Below are 24,418 nucleotides of genomic sequence, written 5' to 3'. Positions count from 1 at the left end.
CGGCCACGCTGCCGTTAAAACACGTAACGCGCGCGCACGTAGTAAAAGCCGCCGTCGATGCCGATCGCCGACGTCGTCGTGTCATAGACCGCGCCCGCATACTGCGCCGCCAAGGGCAGTTTGTCGGGATACTGGTTGAACAGGTTGCGCGCGCCGACCGCCACGTTGAAATGCTTCGTCACGCTGTAGCGCGCCTCGATATCGGTGGTGTACTCGGCTTTATTGGTGAACGGAATGAACACCGTCACCGATCCCGCATTCGGTCCTGTGCGATACGACTCCTGCGCCGACGTGCTGCCATAGCGCGTCTCATGCAGCGACACGCCCCACTTGCCGTAACTCCATACGCCGCCCAGGATGATCTTGTTCTTCGGCGTGCCCGTCGTCAGATAGGCGATCTGCTGCGCGTTGAGCAGCGGCTTGCCATTGGCGCCGGGCGCGAGACGCGTGAGCGAAGTGGTATTGAAGTTGACGCCCAGATCCCAGTCAATGCTGCCGTACTGGCCCAGATACGTGCGATACGTCGCCGCGAGATCGAGACCGCGCGTGCGCGTGTTTGCGCCGTTGGTGAAATAGCTCGCCGAGATCGCCGAGGCCGGAATCCCCAGCGGCGTAGTGAATCCCGCGAGCCCGATCGCATCGATGGCCGCCGCGCCCGTTTGCGAGCCGCCCTCGACGATGCGGTCGCGAATATCGATCTGATACGCGTCGATCGTCACATTGAGATCGCGTGCGGGCGTCAGCACGAGGCCCACGTTATAGCTGGTCGATTTTTCCGGCTTGAGCGGCTGCGCGCCCAATGCCCGCGCCGCTGCCGAATTGGCCGCCAGCAGCGCGAATGCCGAGGTCGGCGTCGGGCTGATCGTCGTGTAGTATTCCTGAGCAAGTGAAGGCGCGCGAAAACCGGTGCTGACGCTGCCGCGCAAGGCGATCCACGGCGTGAAATCGTAGCGTGTGGCGATCTTGCCGTTAGCGGTGTCGCCCACGTCGCTGTAATGCTCGAAGCGCCCCGCCAGATCGATGCGCCATTTACGCGTGATATTCGTCGAAAGGTCGATATAGGTGGCGAGCACATTGCGCGTGTTGTCGCTCTCGCTCGCGGGCGGCAGGCCGACCAGCGCGGGCGTGCCGCCGTACAGATATGAATACGGCTCGCCCGCCCCCACCGAATAACCCTCGATGCGATGCTCCACGCCGAACGATACGTTCAATGGCGCAGGCAGAAAGCCCAGATTGAAGGGTCGCGTGAGATCGAGATTATTGGTCCACTGCGTATCCGATTGGCGGCCGATATAAAACTTCGTGGGCGTCTGCCCGGTGGCCTGATAAAGCCCGATATTCGCCGACGACGATTGACTGAAATTGGCGTTGTCGCCGCCATAGGTCGAACTCAGATCCCATTTCCAGCCGAGCAGATCGTCGCCCTTTACGCCGAACGTCACGGAGAAGTCGTTTTCGCTGAGCAGATCCTGCGGCACGAAACCGTTCGGATAGACCGCCGGCAGCACGCTCGCGCCGCGCACCGTCTGGTAGCTGGCCGCATCGCGATGCGCGTAGGTGCCGAAGCCGTACAACTGCACGTTGTCGTTGAGGTAATAACCCGCGTTGAAACCCACGACCTGGCGCGTGCTCGCGGGATCGCCGATATATTTATTGCTTGCCTCGCCCGCCAGCGCACCCGTATGCGCGTATTGCTCCGTGCGGTTCGTGTGGTTGTCGCGCGAGACTTCCGCGCTCAGATTGAGGAAGCCGCCCGGTCCCAGTGCAAAACCATAATTGGCGGAGGTGCTCTGGCGCAGGCCATCGCCCTGATACGTCTGCCCCGTCAGGCTTTCGATATAGCCGCCCTTGGTATCCGACTTCAGAATGATGTTGATGACCCCGGCGATGGCGTCGGAGCCATACTGCGCGGCCGCGCCGTCACGCAGAATCTCCACATGATCGACGGCGCTCACGGGAATCAGGTCGATATCCACGCCCGTCGAGCCTTGCTGCGGGCCGGGATTGAGCGAGATCGTCGCGGTCGAATGGCGGCGCTTGCCGTTGACGAGCACCAGCACCTGATCGGGCGTCAAGCCATGTAGCGTGAGCGTGTCGACGAGCGCCGCCTGGGCGCCGCCCATCGCCTGGCGCTGGATCGCGGGCGACAGCGACACCAGCGCATCGCGCAGATCGGTCTGGCCCGTACTCTGCAATTGCGCGGCGGTGATCACGTCCACGGGCGTGAGGCTGCGCGTGGCTTTGGTGGCGGTGCGCGTGCCCGTCACCACCACGCGGTCCTGTACCTGCACGTCCTGTTTCGTTGCGCTGTCCTTCTGTGCGACCGAAGATGTGTCGACGCTCTGCGCCTGCGCTGCCCCTGTGCATGCCACTGCGGCGATGGCTATCGACATCGCCTTATACGGTGTTGTTCTCATTCACGCCCCGACTCTAAAAATAGAAGATGGATGCTGCGCTTTCTGGAATAGCGCGCCATCTTGTCCGGGCGAGGGGCGGTGCTTCAACTAATTAATTCTGCGAATTTCATGAGCAATTTAATGGATAGATTCGATGCCTTTTACGTAAAGCTATTTAAAGCGCGCTAGCCATTTGCAGGGGCTTTAAATCCGTCCACTATGTCCGCATTAAACGGCGCTATGGTTGCGGAATCGCTGCCGATATTCATGCGCAGCGTGTGCGCACCTGGCTACACCTCCGCTTTGCCGGAGGCCTGCTCGCGCCGGATCGTCCAAAGCACGCCGAGATCGCGCAACGGACGCGGCGGGATATAGCTGGCCGTGCCCTGAATCAGAAAGTCGTCGGCCAGTTCGCTGTGTTCGCCGAGCGCGTGTTCCGCAATCAGCCTGCCCGCAGCGGTGTGACGCACGATGCCCGAGCCATTGCAGCAGGCGGCCGCATAGACGTGCTCGCTCACCTGGCCGAAGGCGGGCGCATGGTTGTGCGAGATGCCGAGCCAGCCCATCCAGAAATGCTCGATTTCCAGCTCGCCCAGATGACCCAGGTGGCCGAACCGGCCCGCGAGCAGTTGCGCGTGCTGGGCGCGCGCGGCGCTGCGGCGGGCTTCATTGGTACTCAGCGAGGGCGAATACTCGAAACCCTGGCGGATCAGCAGGCGATGGTCCGGTGTGAGACGCAGCGTCGATCCGGCCACGCCATGCGCGGGTGTGATGCCCCAACTCGGGTCCGTGCCGAGTTTGGCCAGTTGCGCGGACGTGAGCGGCCGCGTCAGGCTCGCAAACAGCAACATCGGAATCTGGCGGTTCTCGAACACGCCGAACGACTGCGCGAACGGATTGACGGCGAGGATCAGCTTGCCGAAGCGAATGCGTCCGCGAGCGGTACGCACGTAAGGCGCCGCCCCGCCCGGCTCGATCTCGATCACGGCCGAATGCTCGAAGCGCGACACGCTCGCCGGCAGGCTGTCGGCGAGACCCCGCACGAGCGCCGCTGGATTCATCAGACACGTACCCGGCGTGTAGATCGCCGAGTGGTAGTACGGCGTGCCCAGACGCGCGGCGAGCGCATCGCCCGCGAGCGCTTCGTAGGGCTCGCCCCAGGCGTCGAGGTTGGCGGCGTAGCTGTCGAGCGCGCTCGCGGCCACCTTCGCGGTCACCGCCGCGTGATAGCGGCCGCGCCGCGCCCAGCCGCAGTCGATGCCGTGCGCCACGATCTGCTTTTCCAGCTCCGCCATCACGAAGCGGTTCACGCGGATCGCGCGGCGCCCCTGCTCCACCGAAGCCGCCGAGGTGGACGGCACGTGCGGCAGGTCGATCGCAAAGCCCGAATTTCGGCCCGAGGCGTTTTCGCCCACTTCGCCGCTGTCGACCAGCGCAATGGAATCGTGCGGGCGTAGTTCGGCCAGACGCCGCGCCGCCGCGATGCCCGCATAACCCATGCCGACGATCACCCAGTCGAAGCTGTGCTCGCCTTCCAGCGGCGGGCGAGGCGTGCGTTTGGGCAACAGGGCGCTCCAGCCGTTGGTGCGGTCGTCGGCGGGCAGGCGGGTGATGAGGCGGGGCATGGTGGTGAATCCGGGGTGAAGTTTAGAGCTCCATTATACAAAAACAATAATTTGTTATTGTTTTTGCATTTCATGAGGTCAGACGGCGGGTGTGGAAAGCTTGTCAGCAGCCGGAAGTATTTATTATTGTTTCGACATGACCGATCACGCGAACACCCCAACCCATCCCCCCCGCCGCGCCCGATCGCGCGTTCCCCAGACCGAGCGCATCGAAGCCACGCAACGCAAGATCATCGAATCGGCCCAGCGCCTGTTGCGCGAAGAAGGCTTCAAAAGCGCGACGCTGCAGGCCATCGCGCGCGGCGCGAAGGTGTCGCTCGGCGCGCTCCAGCATCATTTCGAAAGCCGCGAAGCGTTGATGGAGCGACTCGTCGACGAAGCGCTCGCACCGCTGGGCGGCAAGGATGGGCAGGGCAATGTCTGGCCCGACCCGGCCCTGCCGCTACGCGAGCGCGCGCAGTTCTTCGTGGAGCAGGCCTGGCGGCACATCTATGGCGCAACCAGCTATGTGACCGCGTGGAGCCTGTTCTTCGGCTGCAAGGCCACGCCGTCGATCTTCAATCGCATCGACACCAAGCGCGTCGTCGAGGACCAACGCCTGTTCGCGATGTTCGTCGATGCGTTTCCCGAGTTGCGCGAGCATCATCCGTTTCCGTTGGGATTCGCGGCTTCGGTGTTCGCGACCCTGCGCGGCGCGGGCGTGTTCGAATTGTTCGACGTGGCGCTCACCGAGCGGCACGAGGAATTGCAGTCTCTGGTGGAAACCATCGTCCGCGCCTGCCTGCCCATCGCGGCCGTAAGCACTCCAGCGTCGCCCCCTGCGCGTGCACGTCGCAAGACGCGCACGGCGACCTGATTCCCGTTCCCTCCTGCTGCACGCATGGAATCCGCATACGAAAACGCGGGTTCCACAATTGACGAAAGGCAATGGTTATTCACGATGCGAAGCGTTTCGCTTCATGCTGTGATACCGCGTTCCGCGCCTCTGTCTCGCCCTCGCCAGCGCGCTAGAAAATAAAGAATTCAATATCAACGGCTTACGTCGGTGGGCCAATTCGAGCCAAAAAACCGGCATCCGCCGCCATCGGACAAATCCTATTCTCGGGGCTCCTCTCCCCTCATTGACAAGCACTGGGAGCGATTCCAATAATCGCCCCCGTTCGCCAGATCAGGCGATTTTCAGCCGTCGCCACAAGCCGGAACGGCAATGCACAGTTAATCAGGAGACCAGATGAACAATATTCTGCAACGGAAAACCACACGCCTGGTCCAGGCGACGGGATTCGCGATGCTTGTCGCGATGCACACCGCGCCCACTCACGCTGTCACGATTCCCGCCGGCACGTCGCTCGCCGCGAAACAGGAAATCACCCGCCAGTTGCTGGGCGAAATCGAATCGCTCGATCCTGCGCACATCGAATCGACCAGTGCGAACCTGGTTGGTCTCGACGTATTCGAAGGCCTCACGCGCCTCGACGCCGCGGGCCAGGTCGTCCCCGGCGTGGCCGCCTCCTGGACTCACCCGGCGCCCGACACCTGGGTCTTCACGCTGCGCCGCGACGCGAAGTGGAGCGACGGCCATCCGGTCACCGCGGCTGACTTCGTCTACGCATGGCAGCGCGTGGCCGATCCGAAGACGGCCTCGACCTATTCGATCACAGTCGAATTCCTCAAGAACGCCAAGGCCGTGATCGCGGGCAAGCAACCGGTCTCGAATCTGGGCGTGCGCGCAATCGACCCGTACACGCTCGAAGTGAAGACCGAGGCGCCCACGCCCTTCTTCCCCGAACTCACGACCAACTCCTCGCTCGCGCCTGTCGATCGCGCCACGGTGGCGAAATACGGCGCAACGTGGACGCGCCCCGGCAATCTGGTCAGCAACGGTCCATACATGCTGGCCGACTGGCGGCCGAACGACCGCATCGTGGTCGTGCGCAACCCGCACTACTGGAACAACGCCCATGTGGCCATCACCAAGGTCACGTGGATGCCAGTCGAAAGCGATGAGACGGCCATGCGTATGTTCCAGTCCGGACAGATGGACATGACGTATCAGGTGCCGTCGGGCCAGTACCCCTCGCTCGTCAAGCAGTTCGGTCCAGAACTCAAACCCGGCCTGCAAATCGGTACGTACTACTACGTGCTCAACAACACAGACCCGGCGCTGCGCGATGCGCGTGTGCGTCAAGCCTTGTCGATGGTGCTCGACCGCGATCTGCTGACCGCGAAGATCACGCAGAGCGGCGAGCGCCCTGTCTACGGACTGATCGTCGAAGGCACCAAGGGCGCACTGCCGTTCACGCCCGAATGGGCCGCATGGCCGATGGCGAAGCGCGTAGAAACCGCACGTGGACTCTTGAAGGCGGCGGGCTACTCCGACGCCAAACCGCTCACCTTCACGTTGACCTACAACACGAACGAGTTGCACAAGAAGGTCGCGTTGTTCGCTTCCAGCGAGTGGCGCGTGAAGCTCGGGGTCAACATCAAGATGGAGAACCTCGAATACAAGGTGTTGCTCAAGCAGCGCCATGACGGCGCGTACCAGATCGCGCGCGACGGCTGGTACGCGGACTACAACGACGCCATGACGTACTACGCCCTGATCCAGTGCGGCAGCCCGCAGAACGATCAGCGCTACTGCAACCCCAAGGTCGACGATCAGGTAGTCGAAGCGAACCACCAACCCGACGAAGCCAAACGCCGCGAGATGATCACGCAGGCTTTCTCGCTCGCCATGCGCGATTACCCCGTCGTGCCGCTTTATCAGTATTCGAATGCCCGGCTCGTGAAGTCCTATGTGGGTGGCTACACCCTCACGAACTATCTCGACCAGCGCGCTTCCCAGGACATGTACATCATCAAGCACTGACATGTTCGCCTACACCCTGCGCCGCATGCTCTGGGCGGTGCCCACCGTGCTCGCTGTCATCACCGGCTGCTTCCTGCTGCTGCACCTCACGCCCGGTGGTCCGTTCGACACCGAGCGCGCGATGTCCGCCGCCGCGCTTGCCAATCTCAACGCGCGCTATCACCTTAACGAGCCGCTGTGGCAGCAATATCTGGATTACCTGGGCGCGTTGTTGCACGGCGACCTGGGCAATTCGTTCCGCTACGCCGACTGGACCGTCAACGACCTCGTAAAAAAGGCGTTGCCCGTGAGTCTCGGCATCGGCGGCGTGTCGGTTCCGCTCGCGGTGCTGTGCGGCGTCGCGCTCGGCGCAGTGGCGGCCGTGCGTCGCAACAGCCTCGTCGATCACGCGGTGATGCTGCTCGGCAATCTGGGCAACGTGGTGCCGCCCTTCGTGCTCGGTCCCGTGCTGGTGCTGGTGTTCGCCGTGCTGCTCAAGACGCGCGAAGGCACGGGCTGGTTGCCCGCCGGCGGTTGGGGCGAAGGCGACTGGACGCATCGCGTGCTGCCCGTCGTGCTGCTCGTCGTCATCAACATGGCCACCATCGCGCGCGTGATGCGCGGCAGCCTGATCGAGGTGCTGGCAGGCAACTTCATCCGCACCGCGCGCGCCAAGGGCCTGCCAGGCCATGTGATCGTGCTGCGCCACGCGCTGCGGCCCGCGCTGATGCCGGTGGTCTCGCTACTCGGGCCGGTGTGCATCTCGTCGATCACGGCGGCCGTGGTGACCGAATCGGTGTTCGCGCTGCCGGGGCTCGGGCAACTGGTCGTGAACGGCGCGGTCAACCGCGATTACACGCTCGTGCTCGGCCTCGTCGTGCTCACCACCGTCTGCGCCGTCGTGTTCAACCTGCTCGTCGATCTCGCCTATGCGTGGCTCGATCCGCGCATCCGCTACTGAAGCCACCGAACGCTTATGAAAACCCTTTCCACTGTGCCGCAACAGGCTGCCAGGGGCCGCAGCGTGCCGCCCGCGCTCGCGCGCTTCATGCGTCATCGCGCTGCGCTTGCGAGCCTCGTCATGCTCGTGCTGGTCGCGCTGGCCTGCTTCATCGGGCCGCTCCTTCTGCCAAATTCGCCCACCGATAACGACTGGAGCGCCATCAGCCTCGCGCCCACGCTGCAGGGCGGCCACTGGTTCGGCACCGACGAGGTGGGCCGCGACCTGCTCGCACGCACGCTGGTGGGCGGGCGCGTCTCGCTCGAAGTCGGGCTGCTCGGCACGCTCGTGTCCACGCTCATGGGCGTGGTCTACGGCGCGAGCGCCGGCTATCTGGGCGGCCGCGTGGACGCCATCCTCATGCGCATCGTCGACATGATGTATGCGATTCCCTACATGCTGATCGCGATTCTCATGGTCACGCTGTTCGGCCGCGCATTTTCGCTCGTTGTCCTGACCATCAGCGCGTTTTCGTGGCTCGACATGGCGCGCGTCGTGCGCGGTCAAACGCTCTCGCTGCGCACGCGCGAGTTCGTCGATGCCGCGCGCGCCATCGGCGTGCGTCCCGCCGCGATCATCGCGCGCCATATCGTGCCGAACCTCGCGGGCATCGTCGCCATCTACGCGACCGTCACCGTGCCGACGATCGTGCTCACCGAGTCGGTGCTCTCGTTCCTCGGCCTCGGCGTGCAGGAGCCCATGACGAGCTGGGGCGTGCTGATCCAGGACGGCGCGCAGAAGCTCGACACCATGCCGTGGCTGCTGCTCGGCCCGGCTTCGATGCTGTGCGTGACGCTCTATTGCGTGAACTTCGTCGGCGACGGTCTGCGCGACGCGCTCGACCCCAAGGAGCGTTGACATGGCCCTGCTCGAAGTGGAAAACCTTGGCGTGCGTTTCACGCGCCGCGACGCGCCGCCCGTCACCGTGGTGCACGACGTGTCGTTCGCGCTCGATGCGGGCGGCACGCTCGGCATCGTCGGCGAATCGGGCTCTGGCAAGAGTCAAACGGTGATGGCCTTGCTCGGCCTGCTGGCGTCGAACGGCCAGGCGTTCGGCCACGCGCGCCTGCGCGGCGAAGATTTGCTCGCGATGAAGCCCGGCGCGCTCAACCGCATTCGTGGCGACCGCATCGCCATGATCTTCCAGGACCCGATGACCTCGCTCAACCCGTTCCTCACGATCGAGCGGCAAATGACCGAGGCATTGCAACAGCATCGCAACACCACGCGCCGCGAGGCGCGCCATCGCGCGATCGAAGCGCTGGAGCGTGTGCGCATTCCCGACGCCGCCCGGCGCATCGGCATGTATCCGCACGAGTTCTCGGGCGGCATGCGTCAGCGCGTGCTGATCGCCACGGCGCTGATGATGGAGCCCGACGTGCTGATCGCCGACGAGCCCACCACCGCGCTCGACGTAACCGTGCAGGCGCAGATCATGGCGCTGCTGCGCGAGATGAACCGCGAGCGTGGCACCGCGATCCTGCTGATCACGCACGACATGGGCGTGGTGGCCGAACTGTGCGACGACGTCATGGTCATGTACGCGGGGCGCGCCGTCGAAAAGGCGAGCGCCGCCGCATTGTTCGCGCAGCCTCAGCATCCCTATACCGCAGGCTTGCTGGGCGCTTTGCCGCGCCTCGACGCCCCCGTCGGCGCGCCGCTGCGCACGATCGCCGGCAATCCGCCCATGCCGGGCAGCACGGGCGCGGGTTGCGCCTTCGCGCCGCGTTGCGCGCACGCTTTCGAGCGTTGCCACGCGGAAGTCCCTGCCCTGCACACCGACGGCGCACGTTCGCGCGCCTGCCATCTGCCGGCCGACATCGCACGACAAACCGCACCCGGAGTCTTCGCATGAGCGATCTCACGATGCACACCGCACGCGATACCGCCCAGGCGCCGCAGGCCGACACGCTGCTGTCCGTGCGCAATCTCACCGTGAATTTCAGCGTTGCACGCGGCGGCTGGCCGTGGCAGAAGGCCACGCTGCACGCGGTCAACGGCATCTCGTTCGACGTGCGGCGCGGTGAAACGCTCGGGCTGGTGGGCGAATCGGGCTGCGGAAAGTCCACGCTTGCACGCGCCGTGATCGGCCTCGCGCCCGTCGCTACAGGCAGCGTAGTGTGGCGCGGTGAGGAAACCGTGGTCGGCGCGCGCCGCGAACTCGACACGCTGCGCCGCGACGTGCAGATGATCTTCCAGGACCCGCTTGCGTCGCTAGATCCCCGCATGTCGATCGGCGAGATCGTCGCGGAACCGTTGCGCACACACGCATCGCAACTGGGCCGCAAGGAAATCGAATGCCGCGTGCTCACGATGCTCGAACGCGTCGGCCTGAACGCACAGCATGCAGCGCGGCGCGCGCATGAATTCTCGGGCGGGCAATGCCAGCGCATCGGCATTGCGCGCGCGCTGATCGGCGAGCCGGGCTTCGTGATCTGCGACGAGCCGGTATCGGCGCTCGACGTCTCGATCCAGGCGCAGATCGTCAATCTGCTGCGCGATCTGCAACGCGAGCTGTCGCTCTCGCTGCTGTTCGTGGCGCACGACCTCGCCGTCGTGAAGACCATCAGCCATCGCGTGATGGTGATGTATCTGGGCCGCGTGATGGAGATCGGCGATTGCGAGGCGGTCTACGGCGGTGCGCGTCACCCCTACACGCGCGCACTGCTCGACGCGGTACCCGTGCCCGATCCATCACTCGCGCGCACGCGCCGGGATGCGCCGTTGAGCGGCGAAATCCCCTCGCCGCTCAAGCCGCCTTCGGGTTGCGCCTTCCGCACACGCTGCCCAACTGCCACGGACACCTGCGCCACGCGTACACCGCCTTTGCTGCGCGCCAGTCCCGGCCAGCCGCTGGCCGCCTGCTGGCATCCGTTCGACAACAGCGCGCCACCAACTGCCTGAAGCGTGCGCGCGCCGACTCGCGCGCACGCACAGGCAAATTTGTAATCCTAAACGATTGCCAAATTTTAACGACAACATAAACAGAGACCGATGATGAAGAAAACACCGACCACCCGGAGACACGCCGTCGCGTTCGCGGCACTTGCGCTTGCCGCCTCGCTGGGCGCAGCGTCCGCGTACGCCGACGACACGAACCCTGGACCTGCCGCGGCAACGGCTGCCAGCACTGCAACCAGTGCCACGTCGCAGCCCCAAAAACAAACCCGCAAGAAGAAGCGCAAGGCATCGAGCAAACAGCAGGCGCAAGCGTCGTCCGCACAGACGACGTCGCCTGCCGTGAGCCACGTGCAAACGCGCCCGGCGGCTTCGAGCGTCGATCCGCTGGTCGAACCCAATGCGGCCGAAACGCTCGCCTCGGGCATGCCGCAGGAAAGCGCCAACGAAACCGTACGCGCCGACAATCCGAAACGCGCGGAATCGAGCCAGGCCGCTAGCAAAGGCTTCATCGGCGACAGCCATCTCGTGCTCAATCTGCGCAATTACTCCGATGTGCAGGACGTTCAAGGTGGACCGCACCGCCACGCGTGGGTGCAGGGCGCGATGCTCGACTACACCTCGGGCTTCACGCAAGGACCGGTCGGCTTTGGCGTGGATGCGTCGCTCTACGGCGCATTCAAGCTCGATGGCGGCGAAGGCGCGGGCAATATGGTGCATGTCGCGAAGGGCGGCGGCGGGTCGAACCAGTTTGCGTGGGGCTATCCGGGCATCTGGGACATCAAGGCGCGCGTGGCCGATACGGTGGTGAAGTACGGACTCCAGATGACCGATAACAACCCGTTCTTCGAGCCGCACGACAATCGCGCGCTACCGCCGACTTTTCTCGGCGTCTCGCTGGTGAGCAAGGACTTGAACAATACGGTTTTGCAGGCGGGCAGTTTCACGAAGGTGGACCCGCGCGGGCATACCAACCTCGTCGATCTCTCGACCTCGTACGGCGGCGTGAACTTCAAGCGCTTCAGCTATGTGGGCGGCAGTTGGGACTACAGCCCGAACGGCAGTCTTTCGTTGTATGCGAACCAGGCGGATAGCGTGTGGCGCCAGTACTATGGCTCGGTGCAGCAGAGCTTTGGCGACCCTTCGACGATCAAGTGGACCGGCTTCGCCAATATCTATTCGACGCACAGCGTGGGCGGCGGACTCGAAGGGCCGATCAACAACAACGCGTATAGCGTCTCGCTCGCCGCGCAGCATGGCGCGCATTCGCTGTTCATCGGCTATCAGCAGATTCTGGGCGACCAGTTCTTCGACTATGTGAACGAGACGAATGGTATCTATCTCGTGAACTCGATGGACGTGGACTACAACGCGCCGCACGAGAAGTCGTTCCAGGTGCGCTACGGCTTCGACGGCAAGTACGCGGGCCTGCCCGGCGCCAAGGCGATGCTCTGGTACGCGCTGGGCTGGGGTGCGGATGCCTCGGTTAGCGCGGCGGCGAATGCGTCGCCCGCCAGCCCGCTCAATGGGCTGTACTGGAAGGACGGCCAGCCCGTGCACGGCTCGCACCACGAGTTCGGTTTTATCCCGTCGTACACGATCCAGAGCGGGCGCTTCAAGGATACGAAGATCTCGCTTTCGGCCATGTGGCACCACGGGTCGAAGTATTACTCGGACCCGAGCAATTCGGAATATCGGCTGGTGGTGGGGATGCCGTTGAATCTGTTTTGAGGGTGGGCGGGGTGGACGCGTGCATCGCGCTCACCCCAGCCACGCGCTCGCCCGCTCCTCCAGAAACCCCACGAAACTGCGTATCTTCGGCAGCGGTTGCCGGTCCTGCCGATACAGCGCGTGCACTGCTCGCCCGGCCGGCGTCGCGTCCTCCAGCACGCTCACGAGCCGCCCTGCCGCCAGATCGTCCGCGACGAGAATCGACGGTTGCAGCAGCAACCCCGCCCCATGCAGCGCCGCCTGACGCAGCGCGAGACCGTCGTTGCAGCGGAAAGTCGCATCCTCGGGCCAGCGCTGCTCGCCTGCAAGCCGCCAGCCGTTGCGCCGGTCCCAGACCGAATGCCCAAGACAGCGGTGCTCCGCCAGATCGTCGAGCGTGTGCGGCGTGCCGTAACGCGCGAGATAGCCGGGCGAGGCGCAGATTGCCATGCGGTACTGACCGATGGGCCGCGCCACGAGATTCAGATCCGCGTCGAGATCGCCGATACGCACCGCCACGTCGAAACCCTCGTCGACGAGATCGACCACACTATTGCTCAAATCGAGGTCGATCAGCACCTGCGGATGGGCGCTCTGGTACTCCGCCGCCAGCGGTGCGATCACACACGCGCCCAGTGTGGTCGCCGCCGTGATGCGCAACCGTCCGCGCGGCTCGGCGCGCAGGCTCTCCACCGACGCCTCGGCGAGCGCCAGTTGCTCCAGCACCTTGCGGCTTTCCTCGTAGAAGCGCCGGCCCGCGTCCGTGAGGCTTTGCGCGCGCGTATTGCGCTGGAGCAGTTGCGCGCCCAGATGCGTCTCCAGTTGCCGCACGTACTTGCCGACCATCACCGGACTGAGATCGAGTTCGCGCGCGGCGGCGCTAAAACCGCCGCGCTCCACCGCCGCGACGAACACTTCCATGCTACGCAACCGATCCATGATTGCTAACCCAAAGTTTCAAGTGAACGAAATTATCGGTCATTTATTCTTTTTGGTGTCAGGTGGATAGTGAGTGCTTTCCCAATCCATTCATGGAGAAACGCAGATGAAGATCATCGTGGTGGGCGCCAGCGGCGCCGTCGGGCGCGCGGTCGTGCAGACGCTCCGCGAGGGCCATACGATCGTGACCGTGGGCCGTCATAGCGGCGATTTCCACGCAGATATCACGCGTGACGACAGCATCGAGGCGCTCTTTCGCGAAGTCGGGCCAGTGGATGCGATCGTCTCGGCCGCGGGGCAACTGCACTTCGGCCCGCTTTCGGCGATGAGCACGGCGCAATTCAATCTCGGCTTGCAGGACAAGCTGCTAGGTCAGGTGCGGCTCGCGCTGATCGGCCAGCACTATCTGAACGATGGCGGTTCGATCACGCTGACGAGCGGCATCGTCGGCGAGGAGCCCATCGCGCAGGGCGTCAACGCCACGACCGTCAACGCGGCGCTGGAAGGTTTCGTGCGCGCGGCCGCCACGGAGCTACGGCGCGATCGCCGCATCAACGTGGTGAGCCCGACCGTGCTGACCGAATCTTTGGAGTCCTACGGTCCGTTCTTCCCTGGCTTCGAGAGCGTGAGCGCGAAACGCGCCGCGCTTGCGTACAAGCGCAGCGTCGAGGGCGTGCAGACCGGGCGCGTTTATCGGGTTTATTGAAACAACGCGTATTGAGGCGAGGACAGGCGAAGCCTCAAGCCGACACGCGCAGCTCAGCCTCGGCGCGGGCGAGCAGGCCGCTACAGCGTTCGGAAAGATGCGCGAAGGCGAGATGCTTGCCCGCGCGCTCGTAACGCGCCTGCACCGCTTCGAGGGCGGCGATGGCCGAGTGATCGGCCACGTGCAGATGCGCGCAATCGAGGCGCACGCGCTCCGGGTCGCGCGCCGGATCGAACAAGGTCTGGAACTGCGCCGCCGAGGCGAAGAACAGTGTCCCGCGCAGCGCATAGACGCGCTCGCCCGAAGGTTCGTCGCGCGTCTCGCAGCGCAACTCGCGCGCGTGCTGCCACGCGAAATTCAGCGAGGCGATCACGATGCCGCACAGCACGGCCGTCGCCAGATCGGTGCAGACGGTGATGACCGTCACCGCGACGATCACGAGCGCGTCGTTGCGCGGCACCTTGTGCAGCACGCGCAGCGAACCCCACGCGAAGGTCTGCCCCGCCACCACGAACATCACGCCTACCAGCGCCGCGAGCGGAATGCGCTCGATCAGCGGCGAGAGGCACAGGATGAACAGCAGGATCATCACGCCGCTCGTCACGCCCGAGAGTCGTCCACGCCCACCCGAGCCCAGGTTGATGACGGTCTGGCCGATCATCGCGCAGCCGCCCATCGCGCCGAACAGACCCGCGGCGATATTGGCCGCGCCCAGCGCCACGCACTCGCGATTGGGCTGGCCGCGCGAGTTGGTGACGTCGTCGGTGAGGTTGAGCGTGAGCAGCGTCTCCAGCAGGCCGACGAGCGACATCAGCACCGCATAGGGCAGCACGATGCGCAGCGTCTCCAGGTTCATCGGCACGGCCGGCAGGCTGAACGCGGGCAGGCCGCCCGCGATGTGCGCCATGTCGCCGAGCGTGCGCGCGGGCAGATGCAGCAGCGTCGCCGCCACGCCCACGCCGACGATCGCCACGAGCGCGGGCGGCACGGCCTTCGTCACGCGCGGCATCACGAACACGATCGCCATCGTGAGCGCCACGAGACCCGCCATCAGCGCGAGTGCCGGGCCGTGCATCCACTCCATGCCATTCGGGCCGGGCGTCTTGAAGTGCTCGAACTGCGCGCGCGCAATGATGATCGCGAGGCCATTGACGAAACCCAGCATCACCGGATGCGGCACCATGCGGATCAGCTTGCCCAGACGCAGCGCGCCGAACAGCATCATCAGCAGGCCGCCCAGCACGACGGTGGCAAACAGGTATTGCGCGCCATGCTGCACCACGAGCGCGACGATCACCACCGCCATCGAGCCCGCCGCGCCGGAAATCATGCCGGGCCGGCCGCCGAACAGCGCGGTGATCGTGCAGATGAAGAACGCGCCATAGAGCCCCATCAGCGGATTCAGATGCGCGACGAGCGCGAAGGCGATGCATTCGGGCACGAGCGCGAACGACGACGTGATACCGGCGAGCAGTTCGCTGCGCAGCGTAGAAAGGCGGCTCAGGCCGGAAGGGGTGGAATGGGCGGATTCCATGATGCGAGTCGGTAGGCTGGAGAGGAACGATTGCGCGGCGCCTGGCGTGGGCGTTGGCCTGGCCAGAGGGCGCGAACCGGAAACAACGAGGGAAAAATCGACGGGGGCGGCGCGGGCGGCATCGGCGATGCGGGCGCAGCCTCGTCAGACGAAAGGGCGCATGCTACCAGATTCGCCGTTTACACGCCTCGCGCCACGCGTGGCCATCCGCCAAAGTGGCTACCTGAAATACGTGTAAATTGGTCATTTGGCATAGCCGCTTTGACGCCTACCATGACTTCCATCGCGCCACCCGGCGCACTCACCGTGAAGGGGAACATCATGCAACAACGTCTCGACTTCTACCGCGCCAACCCGCCCGCCATCAAGGCCTTGCTCGCGCTCGAAGAACGCATCGAAAAGAGCAGCATCGAAAAGCCGCTGGCCGAACTCGTGCGTCTGCGCGCCTCGCAGATCAACGGCTGCGCCTACTGCGTCGACATGCACACCACCGACGCACGCAAGGGCGGCGAAACCGAGCGCCGTCTCGCAACCGTGGTGGTCTGGCGCGAAACGCCCTTCTTCACGGAACGCGAACGCGCCGCGCTCGCCTGGACCGAAGCGCTCACGCTGGTCTCGCACGACCACGTGCCCGACGCGGTCTGGGAAACCGTGCAACCGCATTTCAGCGAAGCGGAAATCGTCGATCTCACGCTGCTCATCAGCGCGATCAATAGCTGGAATCGCTTTGCGATCGCGTTCCGCAAGCTGCCCGCGTAAGGAGCCCAACGTGACCCTACGCTCGACACTTGTGCGCGCAGCGGCGGCTTTCGGCATGGCCGCCCTGTGCGGCGGCATCATGTCGCAAGCCCACGCGCACGACATGAACGACGCCCAGGCCGCCAGCGAGAAAATCGCGCCCGTGCTCAAGCAGGCGATTCCGGAGGCACCCGGCAAGAACGTGCTGATCGCCACCGTGACCTTCGCGCCGGGGCAAACCTCCGAGCCGCACATGCATCCCGGTTCGATCTTCGCGTACGTGACGCAAGGCCACATCGAATCGCAGCTCGAAGGTTCGCCCGCGCGCGTCTATGGTCCTGGCGAGGGGTGGTACGAGCCGCCTGGCGCGCACCATATCGTCGCGCGCAACGCCAGCGCGACGGAGCCGGCGCAGATCGTCGTGTTTGCCATCGCGGGCGAGCACGACCCCATCAAGAAGCCGATTGAGCACTGAGCGTGGCGATGTCGCGGGTGCGCGCCTCCTGCGCGCGCGCCGCTGCGAACAGACGCTCGCACATGAAGTCGACGAAGGCCCGCAGACGCGGCGACGGATGACGGCTCGATGGCCACACGATCGAGAACTGGCCGACAGTGGTTGTGTACGCATCGAGTACGCTCGCAAGCTTCCCTTCGGCCAGCGCGTCGCGTACGAGAAAGTCGGGCATATAGCCGATGCCGAAGCCCGCCAGCACCGATTGCATCAGCGCTTCCATGTTGTTGCAGACGAACGCGCTGCGCAGCGCGGGCAATGTCTCGCCGTGCGTCGCCAGTTCCCATAGCTGCAGCTTGCCCGAATCGGGGAAGCGATAACGCACGCTGGCGTGCGCGGCAAGATCGGCCAGCGTGCGCGGCGTGCCCGCACGCGCCAGATAGCCGGGCGACGCGCACAGCACGTGACGGAACGGCCCGAGACGCCGCGCCACGAGGCTCGAATCGCCGAGCGTGCCGCTGCGAATCACCGCATCGAAGCCGCCTTCGATCACGTCCACCATGCGGTCGTTGAAGTCGAGATCCAGTTCGATCTCTGGAAAGCGCGCGGCGAAATCCGGCAGCGCGGGCAGCAGGAAGCGATAGCCGATAGCAGGCAGGCTCACGCGCAGGCGGCCACGCGGCGTCTGCGCGGCCGCCGTGAGCACGGCTTGCGCATCGCTCAACTCCGCGAGAATGTGGCTGCAACGCTCGAAGAACAGCCGCCCTTCTTCGGTAAGCGAGATCTTGCGCGTGGTGCGGTGAAAAAGCCGCACGCCGAGCGATGCTTCGAGCTTCGCGATGGCCTTGCCGACGGCCGACGCCGAAATGCCCATCTGCCGCCCCGCCGCCACGAAACTCAGCGCCTGCGCGACACGCACGAAGGCAACGATTGCGTTGAGATTGTCCATAGGCGTCATTGTCGCTGTCGATCGAGGAATTCCGTTCCGTAATGAACGGAACGCCGCCCTGTTTTTCGGGCGGCGCATCGGCATTATCGTTCGTCGCTCCAGGCGCGCGCACGCTGCGCGCCGTGTTCATCGGCGCGGCCCCTTGTTGTTGAGGCTTTGCGCCCTTCAGGAGCCGCGATGGATCGTCCCATCACCGAAGCAATCGACCTTGGCGCACGGCGCCGTCTCGCCATGCTGGCCGCAGTCTGCGTGGCGGCGCTCGCCATGCCACTCGCGTTTTCGGGCGGCGCGGTGGCCACGCCCGCCATCGGCCGCGCGCTGGGCAGCGCCGACAAACTCGCCGATCCCACCGCGCTCAACTGGATCACCAATGCCTTCATGCTGAGCTTCGGCAGCTTGCTGATGGCGGCGGGCACGCTCGCGGACCGCTACGGCCGCAAGCGCGTGTTCACGCTCGGTCTCGCGGGCTTCGTGCTGTGCTCGCTCGCACTGGCCTGCGCGCCCAACCTGCTCGTCGTCGATCTGCTGCGTGCGGCGCAAGGCGCGGCCGCCGCCGCGGCGCTCGCGGGCGGCACGGCCGCGCTCGCGCAGGAATTCGAGGGCCACGCGCGCACGCGGGCTTTCGGCGCGCTCGGCGCGACCTTCGGGCTCGGGCTCGCATTCGGCCCGCTGATCGCAGGCGTGCTGATCCAGTATGCGAGCTGGCGCGCGATCTTTCTGAGCGGCGGCCTCGCCTGCACGGTTTCGCTCGTGTTCGGCACGCGTTATCTGCGCGAATCGCGCGACCCGCACGCGCGCGGCATCGACTGGCCCGGCACGCTCACCTTTACGCTTGCGTTATCGAGTTTCACCTTCGGCGTGATCGAGGCCCCTGTGCGAGGCTGGAGCAGCGCGCTCGTGCTTGCCTTGCTCGCGGCAAGCGCCGTGCTGGCGTGTGCCTTCGTGGCGGTGGAAACGCGCAGCGCGCGACCCATGCTCGATCTCTCTCTGTTCCGTTATCCACGCTTCGTAGGCGTACAGGTGCTGCCGATCGCCACCTGCTATTGCTACATTGTGCTGCTGGTCGTGTTGCCGCTGCGCATGATCGGCGTGGACGGGCTGCGCGAGATCGATGCGGGCTGCCTGATGGTCGCCCTCTCCGCGCCGATGCTGGTGGTGCCCTTCATCGCCGCTGCGCTGACGCGCTGGTTGTCGATGGGTGTCATCTGCGCGGCGGGGCTCGTGCTGGCCGCGATCGGACTGGTGTGGCTCGCCGAGGCGCTACGCGCCGGGCCGTATGCCGCGATTGCGCCGTTGTGCCTGATCGGCATCGGCGCGGCGTTGCCCTGGGGATTGATGGACGGGCTTTCGGTGAGCGTGGTGCCCAAAGAGCGTGCGGGCATGGCCACGGGCATCTTCAGCACGACGCGCGTGGCTGGTGAAGGCGTGGCGCTCGCGACCGTGAACGCCGTGCTGGCCGCCCTGACCGGCGCGCATCTGGCGCAACGCGTGCCCACCGATCCCGCGCCACTGGCCGAAGCCGCCGCACGGCTCGCGAGTGGCGACCTGGCGCAGGCTGCGGCGTGGCTGCCTGTTGCGAGCGCAACGACCTTGCAGCATGCCTATGCGGATGCGTTCGGTAGCGTCCTCAAGGGACTCGCGGCCATTACGCTGCTTTGCGCGGTTGTCGTGCTGGTGTTTCTCGGTGCGCGCCCGCGTGCCGAAAAAGACACCGCGCGCGACGACTCGCTGGCGCAGGAGCACCAACGGGCCTGACTACCGCGCGGCTTGAGCGGGCGGCGTCTCGCCCTCTCTCGTTTCAGGCGGCAAGCGTTGCGCGCTGCGCCGCGGCATGGGGATCGCGCGGAGCGAGTTGCGGCGCAATGCGCGCGATAGTGCGCGAGATTCGCTCGCGCAAGGCCGGATTGACGATGGCGTAGTCGCGAAAATCCGCTTCGCTCGCGTAGACGGTCGGCGCGAGCGTGCGCGCCTGGAAGAAACTGAACAGCGGGCGCAGTTGATGATCGATCATGAGCGCATGGCGCTCGCTGCCGCCCGTGGCGGCGAGCAGCACGGGGACGTCCGTTAGCGATTCATGGTGAACGAGATCGAACAGATGTTTGAACAGCCCCGTATACGAGGCACGAAATACAGGACTGCCGACGATCAATACGTCGGCAGTTTCAATAGCTCGCACATGTTCTTCGAGGTCGTCAGGCAGCGCGGCACGCTGTAATACCGCGCCAAGACGCGCACCAATGCTTGAAAGCTCAATCACACGCGTCTGAACCGGCCTTGCCGACGCCAGCGCATCGGCCAGCGCACGCACCAGCACCAGCGTGCGCGACGGCTTCGCGAGCCCGCCCGACACCACCACTACTTTCAACACCTCGCTCATCGCTATGATCCAGAAATCGTGACTATCGCGTCATCTTTCTGGATTTGCGCGCCGGGCTGAACGATTTTGTTTTGCTATGGAAAGTCGCATCGCTGCTATTGGCGGTCCCACTGACCGCCGCAGCGCTTATTCGCAACCTTCGGGCTTGGCGTTCCAGCGACGGATCGCGCGGCTTTCGCGGTCGAAACCAAGGATGCTGATCGACGCCGTGTCGAGATAGAGATGCGCGCCGAGCGCCGCCGAATCGCCGATCCAGCAGCCCGCCAGCACACGCAGAAAATGCGCATGCGAGAACACGGCGATGCGCCCGCCCTCGCCCAGCATCGTCAGCAGGCTCTCGACCACGCCGCGTGCGCGCGCCTCGATTTGAGCGAGGTTCTCGCCCTCCGGAATCGCCGAATGCCACACGCTCCAGTCGGGTTCGCTCTGGCGGATATCCGGCGTCTTGCGCCCTTCGTAGATACCGTAGTCCCACTCGTGCAGATCGGCGGAGACGTTCACACGCTCGCCCAGACCGGCCAGCTTGCAGGTTTCGATGGCGCGCGACATGGGGCTCGCGAACACCGCATCGAAATGCTGCGCGGCGAGCGGCTTCGCGAGCGCGCGCGCCTGTTCACGACCGCGCTCCGTGAGACCGATATCCGTGCGGCCCGTATGCTGGCCGCTGCGGCTCCATTCGGTTTCGCCGTGGCGGATCAGCCAGATTTCGCGGGACGCGGGATGAAGATTCGGTGCTGCGGACATGAGTTCACTCCGTGATGGGCGCCGCCGTCGTCATACGAAAGGACGGCGTAAGGCCCGAATGCATCAGGGACATCAAGCGGGGAACTCATTTTAAGGCAGCCGGGCTTACGCTGCGGCCTGATCGGTCACTTTCATCCGACGAAAAAAAAGACCGGCCAGAAGGCCGGTACGGAGCGGTTCCGAGGCTTTGTCGCCCGCACACGGAACCAGAGAGAACCGTCGTTGTAGCGTGTAGTTATGAGAGCACGGTGCGAGCGATTGAAATCATCAGGCGTTGGTCACTGCAGCCATCACGCAGTGATCACGCTGCCAGCGCCTTGCGGATCGCGGCCGACAACTCCGCGGGCGCGAACTTCGTCACGTAGCCGTTCGCGCCGGCATTGCGTGCATGAGTCTCGTTCGCCGCGCCGGTAAGCGACGAGTGGATGATCACGGGAATATGCTTGAGGCGCGCGTCGGCCTTGATCTTGCGGGTGAGCATGAAGCCGTCCATCTCCGGCATTTCGAGGTCGGTGATGACGAGCGAGATTTTCTCGCGCACCGGCACGTTCTCATGCGCGGCTTCATCAGCGATCTTCAGCAGGATCTGCCACGCCATTTCGCCGTTCGACGCGATCACGTGCGGCGCTTCCAGCGCCGTGAGCGCCTGCCCCAGCAGCGCGCGGGCGAAGCCAGAATCGTCGGCGGCCAGAATGCGCCCGCCCGCCGTGCGCAGCGCATCGCCCACGGCCTCGGGCTTGACGTCCTCGTGCTGCTCGGGGAACACATCGCGCATGACCTGCTCGACGTCGAGCACCTGGGCGAGACGCGTCTGACCGTCGCCCGCGTCGATGCGCGCGATGCCCGTCACATAACCCGAGGTGCCGCTCGATTCCGCGCTCAGCACTTCCTTCCATTCGAGGCGAATGATGTCTTCGACCTCGTCCACGGCAAACGCCTGGGTGCCGCGCGAAAACTCCGTGATCAGCAGGATGGCAGGCGGCTTGTCCGAAGGGGAACCGATCAGCGACGCAATGTCGATCACAGGAATGATCTGCCCGCGAATATCGACCGCACCCACCAGATGCGCGGGCGAACCCGCGATCGGCGTGACTTCGGGCATCGTCACGATTTCGCGGATCTTGAACACGTTGATGCCGTACAAACCACGCCCGGCACCGGGGCGCGCCTCGCCAAGACGAAACAAAAGGAGTTCTAAACGGTTATTGCTGGTGAGCGTGGTGCGCTCGTCAACACCGGGTTGCATCGTCTTCATGGATTTAGTCTGATGAATTGCGTCGTCTTGCGCCGTGGGTTGAGCCTGAAAGCGGACACATGCGCGCGGCATGACTCAATCTGCCATCCGCACTGCGCGCGTTCCGTCCCCGTTCGCCAGGCTCCTGTATTGCCCGCTTTCATGCCGCCTCAATCCTGATATCGGCACGGCGCGGCGAAGCTTGAACGGGGCCAACCCTGGTGGCACACCGCCCAGGTTCAGCCGTAGCTCGGCTGGGTCGATTGAGCCGTGCGAGCCGGTTGTCCATGCGCCGTGCCCGCGAACGCCTGCCGCGCCGCCTGCGCGAAGCGGAACACCCCCACCGCGCGCTTGAGCGTGTCCGCCTGCTGCTCGAGCGACTGCGCGGCGGCGGCCGCTTCTTCGACCAGCGCGGCATTCTGCTGGGTCACCTCGTCCATCTGCGTGACGGCCTGGCTGACCTGCTCGATCCCTTTGCTCTGCTCCTCCGAGGCCGCCGAAATTTCAGCGACGATGTCCGACACGCGCCGGATCGCCTCACGCACCTGGCCCATCGCCTCGCTCACGCGCCCGGCTTGTTGCGCGCCGCCCTCGATCATCGTCACCGACGACGTGATCAGCTCCTTGATCTCGCGCGCGGCCGTGGCCGAGCGCTGCGCGAGGCTGCGCACCTCGCTTGCCACCACCGCGAAGCCGCGACCCTGCTCGCCCGCGCGCGCCGCTTCCACGGCCGCGTTCAGCGCGAGGATATTGGTCTGGAACGCGATGCCTTCGATCACGCCCGTGATCTCCGAAATCTTGTGCGAGCTGCCACTGATCTGCTGGATCGTGCCGACCATTTCGCTCACCGCCACATCGCCGCCGTTCGCGAGCGAATTCGCGTCGCCAGCCAGACCGTTGGCCGCCCGTGCGTTGTCGGCGTTCTGCTTCACGGTCTCGGTGATTTCGGTCATGCTCGCCGCCGTTTGCTCCAGCGAAGCCGCCTGCTCTTCGGTGCGCGCCGAAAGATCCAGGTTGCCAGCGGCGATTTCGCGCGCGGCCAGCGCCACCGATTCCGTCGAATGCTGGATGCCGCGCACGATGCCCGCGAGTTGCGAGTCCATCCGCTTGAGCGCACGCAGCAGTTCGCCGAACTCGCCGCCCGCGCTCGCGTCGATCTCGCTTTCAAGCGTGCCTTGCGCAATCGTGTTGGCGACCGTGATCGCGCCATTGAGCGGACGCATGATGACGCGCAGCAGGAACACCGACGCCGTGAAAGCCACCGCCAGCCCCGCGATCACGAGGGCCACGGCCACCGCCAGCGCCGTGTGCGCGTGACGCTCGGCATCGGCAGCGAATTCGCGGGCTTCGTCGTCGTTGACGGCGATGTCCTGATTCAGCTGGTCAAGCAGGCTCTGCACAAGCGCTGCATGCTCGCTTTCCATCTGCTGGCCGCCGTCGTAGTCGCCCGCGTTGAAACGTTGCAGGCTCTGGCTCGCGGAGTCGCGGAACGGCGTCACCACGGCGTCGATCTTGTCGGCGATCGCGCGTTCGGCGTCGCTGCTCACGCGGCCCGGATAGTAGTCCGACCACGCCTTGCCCAGTTGCGCGAGATCGTGATCCACGGCCTGTGCCGCCGCCTGGGTTTTCTGTGCGTCGCGGCTCGCGGCGATGCGGCCCAGTTGCAGGCGCGCGTCGATGGCCGAAGCACGCACTTCGCCCAGATCGCGAATCGGCACGACCGTGCCGGAATATTCGTCGGTCACTGTCTGGCTTAGACGCGAAATCGTCGAGGCGCTATAAGCGCCGATGAGCGCAATGATGATCACGCAGGCCGCCATCGCCGCGATGATCTTGAAACGTACCGTTTGCAGCAAAGCGTTCATATCCCTCGCCCTCAGTCTAGGCAACGATGCGCCGGTTGTCGACGCATTCCAGCGCTTTATCGACATTTCGAGCGGAACTATTAGGGTTGTTTATATTTTTTTATTGCGGCTTTCGGCTGATGATTACATCGCTTTCAAAAATATAACGCGGGATTTTGAAAGGATTGGCTGGGCTGCGGCGGGGTATGAGGCTTTGACTCATCCTGAAGGCACGGCGCCCTTTGACGAAGTCACTGACCTGATCGAAGCACTTTGCAATGGGTGCAACCAGGATGCGCACGCAATTATCTAAACATGATTTTTAATTTATTAGGATCACGTAATTAATGATAGCACGGTAATTTACTGCACTCCCTCGAACATATTGACTGGCAGCAGGCTCAACCGCCCGGTGCCGCCCCCCC

The 24,418-nt window shown here is 64.8% G+C and carries 20 protein-coding genes and 1 pseudogene; 12 read left to right on the top strand and 9 right to left on the bottom strand.

Annotated features, from left to right (window positions below; all coding sequences use genetic code 11):
- Nucleotides 1–14: 14 nt before the first annotated feature.
- Together U5782_RS34940 and U5782_RS34935 are read right to left on the bottom strand one after the other, a co-directional pair.
- On the bottom strand, nucleotides 15–2,417 hold the full coding sequence (locus U5782_RS34940; RefSeq protein WP_322048410.1) for a TonB-dependent receptor: 2,403 nt from the start codon (nucleotides 2,415–2,417) through the stop codon (nucleotides 15–17).
- A 269-nt stretch (nucleotides 2,418–2,686) separates the two neighbouring features.
- On the bottom strand, nucleotides 2,687–4,021 hold the full coding sequence (locus tag U5782_RS34935) for an FAD-binding oxidoreductase (RefSeq protein ID WP_322048409.1): 1,335 nt from the start codon (nucleotides 4,019–4,021) through the stop codon (nucleotides 2,687–2,689).
- 136 nt (nucleotides 4,022–4,157) lie between these two features.
- Here U5782_RS34935 and U5782_RS34930 point away from each other — a divergent pair, with 136 nt between their 5' ends.
- The 7 genes from U5782_RS34930 to U5782_RS34900 all read left to right on the top strand — a co-directional run bounded on the left by U5782_RS34930 (nucleotide 4,158) and on the right by U5782_RS34900 (nucleotide 12,498).
- A complete protein-coding gene (locus U5782_RS34930; protein ID WP_322048408.1) occupies nucleotides 4,158–4,877 on the top strand; it encodes a TetR/AcrR family transcriptional regulator in 720 nt (239 codons plus the stop codon).
- 432 nt (nucleotides 4,878–5,309) lie between these two features.
- The gene (locus U5782_RS34925) at nucleotides 5,310–6,890 is read left to right on the top strand and encodes a peptide ABC transporter substrate-binding protein (protein WP_322048448.1); all 1,581 of its coding nucleotides are present in this window, start codon (nucleotides 5,310–5,312) and stop codon (nucleotides 6,888–6,890) included.
- A gap of 1 nt (nucleotide 6,891) precedes the next feature.
- On the top strand, nucleotides 6,892–7,830 hold the full coding sequence (locus U5782_RS34920; RefSeq protein WP_322048407.1) for an ABC transporter permease subunit: 939 nt from the start codon (nucleotides 6,892–6,894) through the stop codon (nucleotides 7,828–7,830).
- Between the two features lie 15 nt (nucleotides 7,831–7,845).
- The gene (locus U5782_RS34915) at nucleotides 7,846–8,727 is read left to right on the top strand and encodes an ABC transporter permease (protein WP_322048406.1); all 882 of its coding nucleotides are present in this window, start codon (nucleotides 7,846–7,848) and stop codon (nucleotides 8,725–8,727) included.
- Nucleotide 8,728: 1 nt separating this feature from the next.
- A complete protein-coding gene (locus U5782_RS34910) occupies nucleotides 8,729–9,724 on the top strand; it encodes an ABC transporter ATP-binding protein (RefSeq protein WP_322048405.1) in 996 nt (331 codons plus the stop codon).
- Nucleotides 9,721–10,773, top strand: a complete 1,053-nt coding sequence (locus tag U5782_RS34905; RefSeq protein ID WP_322048404.1) for an oligopeptide/dipeptide ABC transporter ATP-binding protein — start codon at nucleotides 9,721–9,723, stop codon at nucleotides 10,771–10,773. The genes U5782_RS34910 and U5782_RS34905 overlap by 4 nt, the downstream gene beginning before the upstream one ends.
- 90 nt (nucleotides 10,774–10,863) lie before the next feature.
- Complete coding sequence (locus U5782_RS34900) at nucleotides 10,864–12,498, top strand: OprD family outer membrane porin (RefSeq protein ID WP_322048403.1); 1,635 nt, start codon at nucleotides 10,864–10,866, stop codon at nucleotides 12,496–12,498.
- A gap of 30 nt (nucleotides 12,499–12,528) precedes the next feature.
- Here the strand turns inward: U5782_RS34900 and U5782_RS34895 are convergent, their stop codons facing one another.
- The gene (locus U5782_RS34895) at nucleotides 12,529–13,416 is read right to left on the bottom strand and encodes a LysR family transcriptional regulator (protein WP_322048402.1); all 888 of its coding nucleotides are present in this window, start codon (nucleotides 13,414–13,416) and stop codon (nucleotides 12,529–12,531) included.
- Nucleotides 13,417–13,522: 106 nt separating this feature from the next.
- Here U5782_RS34895 and U5782_RS34890 point away from each other — a divergent pair, with 106 nt between their 5' ends.
- Nucleotides 13,523–14,122: a short chain dehydrogenase gene (locus U5782_RS34890; RefSeq protein ID WP_322048401.1), complete on the top strand. Its 600-nt coding sequence runs from the start codon at nucleotides 13,523–13,525 to the stop codon at nucleotides 14,120–14,122.
- 34 nt (nucleotides 14,123–14,156) lie between these two features.
- Here the strand turns inward: U5782_RS34890 and U5782_RS34885 are convergent, their stop codons facing one another.
- Entirely contained in the window at nucleotides 14,157–15,656 is a 1,500-nt protein-coding gene (locus U5782_RS34885; protein ID WP_322048400.1) for a SulP family inorganic anion transporter, read from the bottom strand.
- Nucleotides 15,657–15,977: 321 nt separating this feature from the next.
- Here U5782_RS34885 and U5782_RS34880 point away from each other — a divergent pair, with 321 nt between their 5' ends.
- On the top strand, nucleotides 15,978–16,415 hold the full coding sequence (locus tag U5782_RS34880) for a carboxymuconolactone decarboxylase family protein (protein WP_322048399.1): 438 nt from the start codon (nucleotides 15,978–15,980) through the stop codon (nucleotides 16,413–16,415).
- A 55-nt stretch (nucleotides 16,416–16,470) separates the two neighbouring features.
- On the top strand, nucleotides 16,471–16,869 hold the full coding sequence (locus U5782_RS34875) for a cupin domain-containing protein (RefSeq protein ID WP_415914460.1): 399 nt from the start codon (nucleotides 16,471–16,473) through the stop codon (nucleotides 16,867–16,869).
- Nucleotides 16,870–16,915: 46 nt separating this feature from the next.
- Here the strand turns inward: U5782_RS34875 and U5782_RS34870 are convergent.
- A pseudogene (locus U5782_RS34870) lies at nucleotides 16,916–17,794 on the bottom strand (LysR family transcriptional regulator); the annotation flags it as partial.
- A gap of 177 nt (nucleotides 17,795–17,971) precedes the next feature.
- Between U5782_RS34870 and U5782_RS34865 the strand changes: the two are divergent.
- Nucleotides 17,972–19,549: an MFS transporter gene (locus U5782_RS34865; RefSeq protein WP_322048398.1), complete on the top strand. Its 1,578-nt coding sequence runs from the start codon at nucleotides 17,972–17,974 to the stop codon at nucleotides 19,547–19,549.
- 43 nt (nucleotides 19,550–19,592) lie between these two features.
- On the opposite strand, the gene msuE is transcribed toward U5782_RS34865, so the two are convergent.
- The 4 genes from msuE to U5782_RS34845 form a co-directional block, all read right to left on the bottom strand.
- A complete protein-coding gene (msuE, locus tag U5782_RS34860; protein WP_322048397.1) occupies nucleotides 19,593–20,171 on the bottom strand; it encodes an FMN reductase in 579 nt (192 codons plus the stop codon).
- 126 nt (nucleotides 20,172–20,297) lie between these two features.
- Complete coding sequence (locus U5782_RS34855; RefSeq protein WP_322048396.1) at nucleotides 20,298–20,915, bottom strand: histidine phosphatase family protein; 618 nt, start codon at nucleotides 20,913–20,915, stop codon at nucleotides 20,298–20,300.
- A 301-nt stretch (nucleotides 20,916–21,216) separates the two neighbouring features.
- On the bottom strand, nucleotides 21,217–22,170 hold the full coding sequence (locus U5782_RS34850; protein WP_322048395.1) for a chemotaxis protein: 954 nt from the start codon (nucleotides 22,168–22,170) through the stop codon (nucleotides 21,217–21,219).
- Nucleotides 22,171–22,388: 218 nt separating this feature from the next.
- Nucleotides 22,389–24,014: a methyl-accepting chemotaxis protein gene (locus U5782_RS34845; RefSeq protein ID WP_415914458.1), complete on the bottom strand. Its 1,626-nt coding sequence runs from the start codon at nucleotides 24,012–24,014 to the stop codon at nucleotides 22,389–22,391.
- Between U5782_RS34845 and U5782_RS34840 the strand changes: the two genes are divergently transcribed.
- Nucleotides 23,947–24,306 (top strand): hypothetical protein, encoded by a 360-nt coding sequence (locus tag U5782_RS34840; RefSeq protein WP_322048393.1) that lies wholly within the window; start codon nucleotides 23,947–23,949, stop codon nucleotides 24,304–24,306. The two genes, U5782_RS34845 and U5782_RS34840, sit on opposite strands and share 68 nt — an antisense overlap.
- The last annotated feature ends 112 nt before the right edge of the window (nucleotides 24,307–24,418 follow it).

The organism is Paraburkholderia sp. J67, from assembly GCF_905220265.1.
In the GTDB taxonomy this organism is placed as follows: Bacteria; Pseudomonadota; Gammaproteobacteria; order Burkholderiales; family Burkholderiaceae; genus Paraburkholderia.
The sequence above is the reverse complement of the archived record's forward strand: the minus strand, read 5'-3'. Positions and strand labels throughout refer to the sequence as shown.

Bases quoted from the DNA above. Each gene is read 5' to 3' on its own strand.
- U5782_RS34880 (WP_322048399.1), top strand. From the start codon at position 15,978: ATGCAACAACGTCTCGACTTCTACCGCGCCAACCCGCCCGCCATCAAG.
- U5782_RS34895 (WP_322048402.1), bottom strand. From the start codon at position 13,416: ATGGATCGGTTGCGTAGCATGGAAGTGTTCGTCGCGGCGGTGGAGCGC.
- U5782_RS34935 (WP_322048409.1), bottom strand. From the start codon at position 4,021: ATGCCCCGCCTCATCACCCGCCTGCCCGCCGACGACCGCACCAACGGC.
- U5782_RS34885 (WP_322048400.1), bottom strand. From the start codon at position 15,656: ATGGAATCCGCCCATTCCACCCCTTCCGGCCTGAGCCGCCTTTCTACG.
- U5782_RS34850 (WP_322048395.1), bottom strand. From the start codon at position 22,170: ATGAAGACGATGCAACCCGGTGTTGACGAGCGCACCACGCTCACCAGC.
- U5782_RS34940 (WP_322048410.1), bottom strand. From the start codon at position 2,417: ATGAGAACAACACCGTATAAGGCGATGTCGATAGCCATCGCCGCAGTG.
- U5782_RS34905 (WP_322048404.1), top strand. From the start codon at position 9,721: ATGAGCGATCTCACGATGCACACCGCACGCGATACCGCCCAGGCGCCG.
- U5782_RS34875 (WP_415914460.1), top strand. From the start codon at position 16,471: ATGGCCGCCCTGTGCGGCGGCATCATGTCGCAAGCCCACGCGCACGAC.
- U5782_RS34865 (WP_322048398.1), top strand. From the start codon at position 17,972: ATGGATCGTCCCATCACCGAAGCAATCGACCTTGGCGCACGGCGCCGT.
- U5782_RS34855 (WP_322048396.1), bottom strand. From the start codon at position 20,915: ATGTCCGCAGCACCGAATCTTCATCCCGCGTCCCGCGAAATCTGGCTG.
- U5782_RS34890 (WP_322048401.1), top strand. From the start codon at position 13,523: ATGAAGATCATCGTGGTGGGCGCCAGCGGCGCCGTCGGGCGCGCGGTC.
- U5782_RS34900 (WP_322048403.1), top strand. From the start codon at position 10,864: ATGATGAAGAAAACACCGACCACCCGGAGACACGCCGTCGCGTTCGCG.
- U5782_RS34930 (WP_322048408.1), top strand. From the start codon at position 4,158: ATGACCGATCACGCGAACACCCCAACCCATCCCCCCCGCCGCGCCCGA.
- U5782_RS34845 (WP_415914458.1), bottom strand. From the start codon at position 24,014: ATGAACGCTTTGCTGCAAACGGTACGTTTCAAGATCATCGCGGCGATG.
- U5782_RS34925 (WP_322048448.1), top strand. From the start codon at position 5,310: ATGCTTGTCGCGATGCACACCGCGCCCACTCACGCTGTCACGATTCCC.
- msuE (WP_322048397.1), bottom strand. From the start codon at position 20,171: ATGAGCGAGGTGTTGAAAGTAGTGGTGGTGTCGGGCGGGCTCGCGAAG.
- U5782_RS34920 (WP_322048407.1), top strand. From the start codon at position 6,892: ATGTTCGCCTACACCCTGCGCCGCATGCTCTGGGCGGTGCCCACCGTG.
- U5782_RS34840 (WP_322048393.1), top strand. From the start codon at position 23,947: ATGATGATCACGCAGGCCGCCATCGCCGCGATGATCTTGAAACGTACC.
- U5782_RS34910 (WP_322048405.1), top strand. From the start codon at position 8,729: ATGGCCCTGCTCGAAGTGGAAAACCTTGGCGTGCGTTTCACGCGCCGC.
- U5782_RS34915 (WP_322048406.1), top strand. From the start codon at position 7,846: ATGAAAACCCTTTCCACTGTGCCGCAACAGGCTGCCAGGGGCCGCAGC.